Origin of the sequence: Prosthecobacter sp. (genome assembly GCF_049294395.1) — a bacterium.
In the GTDB taxonomy this organism is placed as follows: Bacteria; Verrucomicrobiota; Verrucomicrobiia; order Verrucomicrobiales; family Verrucomicrobiaceae; genus Prosthecobacter.
Window position 1 is genome coordinate 1 of the sequence record NZ_JBAQCR010000425.1, and the last position, 2765, is coordinate 2765.

5 protein-coding genes are annotated in these 2765 nt (G+C 57.7%); 3 read left to right on the forward strand and 2 right to left on the reverse strand.

Going from position 1 to position 2765, the window contains the following annotated elements:
- Positions 1 to 406: 406 nt before the first annotated feature.
- Together WAW39_RS29235 and WAW39_RS29240 are read right to left on the reverse strand one after the other, a co-directional pair.
- Complete coding sequence (locus WAW39_RS29235) at positions 407 to 655, reverse strand: GlsB/YeaQ/YmgE family stress response membrane protein (RefSeq protein WP_422323127.1); 249 nt, start codon at positions 653 to 655, stop codon at positions 407 to 409.
- 117 nt (positions 656 to 772) lie between these two features.
- Complete coding sequence (locus tag WAW39_RS29240) at positions 773 to 1432, reverse strand: L,D-transpeptidase (protein ID WP_422323129.1); 660 nt, start codon at positions 1430 to 1432, stop codon at positions 773 to 775.
- 137 nt (positions 1433 to 1569) lie between these two features.
- Here WAW39_RS29240 and WAW39_RS29245 point away from each other — a divergent pair, with 137 nt between their 5' ends.
- The 3 genes from WAW39_RS29245 to WAW39_RS29255 all read left to right on the forward strand — a co-directional run bounded on the left by WAW39_RS29245 (position 1570) and on the right by WAW39_RS29255 (position 2567).
- Positions 1570 to 1872, forward strand: coding sequence for a hypothetical protein (locus WAW39_RS29245; RefSeq protein WP_422323131.1), 303 nt, complete (start codon positions 1570 to 1572; stop codon positions 1870 to 1872).
- Between the two features lie 95 nt (positions 1873 to 1967).
- Positions 1968 to 2111: an entericidin A/B family lipoprotein gene (locus WAW39_RS29250; protein ID WP_422323133.1), complete on the forward strand. Its 144-nt coding sequence runs from the start codon at positions 1968 to 1970 to the stop codon at positions 2109 to 2111.
- 240 nt (positions 2112 to 2351) lie between these two features.
- Positions 2352 to 2567 carry a DUF3185 domain-containing protein gene (locus tag WAW39_RS29255; RefSeq protein ID WP_422323135.1) on the forward strand — a complete coding sequence of 72 codons (216 nt, stop codon included), beginning with the start codon at positions 2352 to 2354 and terminating at the stop codon, positions 2565 to 2567.
- Positions 2568 to 2765: the final 198 nt, after the last annotated feature.

Genomic DNA, 2765 nt, shown 5'->3' on the forward strand with positions numbered 1-2765 from the left:
TGTTGCGCCCGCCACGGGTCTTGCCCATCGCCTGGGCTGCCGCGCCGCCGCGTGGATTGGCCGCGCTCTGGTGCGCCAGAATGTGTGTGCCATCCACCAGCACCACCGTGCCGCGAACCTTGCGCGCTGCCTAGCATCGACGAGCAGTCTGCGCACGGTTCTCGCATACCTCCGGCATGCGCTCTTGAGTAAGAATGCATCGTTCGTGTGATCCGGTGGTTCTCGCTCGGCAAGCCTCGCTGCACCACCGGCTAATTTCTCTGCTCCCTGCCAAGAGAGCAAAGATGGGTGCCTGTGGGCAGAACCGAACTATCTTGAAGATCTAATGTCTGCCAATTATGCGAGCCGTAATATAAGAGGCTGCGCGCAAGGGGTGAGAACTGGTCCTGAGCGCGGGCAACCCGGATTAAGAGCGTCCTTTGATCATGCGGAACACCAGCAAGATGATGATTGCACCGCCGACCGAGGCGATGAAGCCGACGGGTTCGCCCTCAGCATACCAGCCCGCAGCGCGGCCAAGGTATCCGGCCAGCATGGAGCCCACCACGCCCAGCAGCATGGTCACCAGACAACCGCTGGGATCTCTGCCGGGGGTGAGAAATTTGGCGATGGCGCCGGCGAAGAGTCCGATAAGAAGCATCCAGAGAAAGGACATAAATCAAGTGGGGTGTAATGGTGTGAGTTGCACTGTCACATCGCCGCGCAGTGACAATGCGGCTGCATGAGAATGCAGGATGATGCTCCGTGCATGCAAAAGGCGAGGCCTGCTTTCTTATTGAGGCAGCATCTCCGGAGCGGGCAATTTGCCGGGAACGATGTCCACGCGGGTTCCTGGGTTTACCCAGTGACACAAGCGGATGATGTCCCGTGAGCCCATGCGAACACATCCCCATGACGCGGCGCTTTTCAGGCATTTTTCAGCGGTGGTGCCATGGATGTAGATGCAGCGTTTGAAGGCGCGAGCGTTCTGCGGTTCTTTGCCACGCAGCCGCAGGATGCGTGTGACGATGGCATCACCTCCGGGTGTGTTGGCGCGCAGGATCTGTCCGGTGGGCTCGCATCCACGCAGGAGGGTGCCCTTGGGCAGGCCTTCGCCGATGATGTCGAGGACTTCCAGCCGGCCCAGGGGTGTCTGATTGGAGCGAAGCTTGTCGCCCAGGCCAAACTTGGAAGTGCTGACTGGATAGCGTTTCTTCGGGGTATTGTTTTCAAACGTCACCATCATCTGCTGCTCCACACTGACGACAATGCGTTGTACCGGCTGGGGCTGGGGACAAGGACAGCGCCGGGAGAAGATGGCCAGCCATGAGGAATGTTTTTTCGGCGGCTGCACGGGGCAGGGGCATGACTGCGCGCAGCTCAACAGTCCGCAGGGAAGCAGGAACAGAGACAGATGTGCGATGGTGAGCAGGCACTTCGTTGGCTGTTTCATATCTTTTTATCGTGGATGTTTCACCATGTGGACGGGCATTTGAGGTGCAAGGTTTGTCATGACGGCTTCACTTCATCAAGCAGACCCATCCATCCGGACTCTGACAGACGATTCTTTAACCACCAACCCTGATAACTATGAAACACATTCTATATATCATGTTCACCTTTGCGACCGTCCTGACCGTTGGTTGCAACAAGCAGAAACAAGCGATCGACGCGCAAAACGATGCCGCTAAAACCGCGATCGAGCATCAGAAGGATGCCGTGGATGCCAACGCCAAAGAGGCCAAGGCGCAGGTGGAAATCAATGCCAAGATCGACAAGGCCAACATCGAAGCCAAGCAGGCCGCTGATCAGGCTCAGCTGGATGCTGACAAGAAAAAAGCCGATGCCGACGCAGCGGCCGCCAAGGCCAAAGTGGATGCACAGCAGAAGTAACCTGGCTCATGCCCGGAGCGGGCTTAGTGAATGAGCCTGCTCTTTTTTGAATGCAGCCCCTTTCCCATATCCGCAACTTACAGCACAACAACACTATGAAAACATCCACCACACGACTCGCTCTTCTCGTCCTCGCGTCTGCCGCCTGGACGCTCATTGGCACCAGCTGCCGCACCGTTCGTGGCTTTGGCCAGGACGTCGAACATGTGGGCAGCCACATCGAGCGCGCCTCGCGCTAGCTGATGACCACGCTCGTGAAGCAGGCGTTGCCGATGAAGCCGGCAAGGCTTTCAAGCAACGCTTGGTTCATGGGGTGGAGAGGCCGATGATGGAAGAGTTTCATGCCTGTGAGGCGCAGCGCCAGATGGATGACTTCTGCGCCACTGAACCACGAGCTCCGTCATCCACCGCTGATCCGTGAAGCCGGCCTGAGGCCAATTCTACGAACTCGCTTTTTTAACCCGCCAATCAATCTTACCATGAAACCATCCATCATTGCCATCCTGCTCATCGTCATCGGCGGCACCATGCTTGCCTACGAGGGCTTCACTTACACCACGAGGGAGAAGGCCATTGACCTGGGCCCCATCCAGGTGACTACAGAAAAAGAGCACTTCGTTTACCTGCCGCCAGTCCTTGGCGGCGTGCTGGTCATTGGCGGTGTTTTGATGCTGCTCAGGTCCAAAGGGAAGTAATTCTACTTTGGCAAGTCAGCGGGATTTGGGAGCTGGCGGTACGTAGTGGGTGCGGCGGAGCGCTTTGCAGACGCTGCTGGTGGACGTGGTGTGTGGCGAAGGCGCTGGGTTTGCTTTCCCAATAAGTTGTACCCTGTACCAGGGTAGCCTCGCTGAGGCTCGGCAACCCTTCGCTATGATGCGCAGTCCCGATGGGAC

Coding starts and splice junctions, on each gene's coding strand:
- WAW39_RS29235 (WP_422323127.1), bottom strand. CDS start 655: ATGTCCTTTCTCTGGATGCTTCTTATCGGACTCTTCGCCGGCGCCATC.
- WAW39_RS29240 (WP_422323129.1), bottom strand. CDS start 1,432: ATGAAACAGCCAACGAAGTGCCTGCTCACCATCGCACATCTGTCTCTG.
- WAW39_RS29245 (WP_422323131.1), top strand. CDS start 1,570: ATGAAACACATTCTATATATCATGTTCACCTTTGCGACCGTCCTGACC.
- WAW39_RS29250 (WP_422323133.1), top strand. CDS start 1,968: ATGAAAACATCCACCACACGACTCGCTCTTCTCGTCCTCGCGTCTGCC.
- WAW39_RS29255 (WP_422323135.1), top strand. CDS start 2,352: ATGAAACCATCCATCATTGCCATCCTGCTCATCGTCATCGGCGGCACC.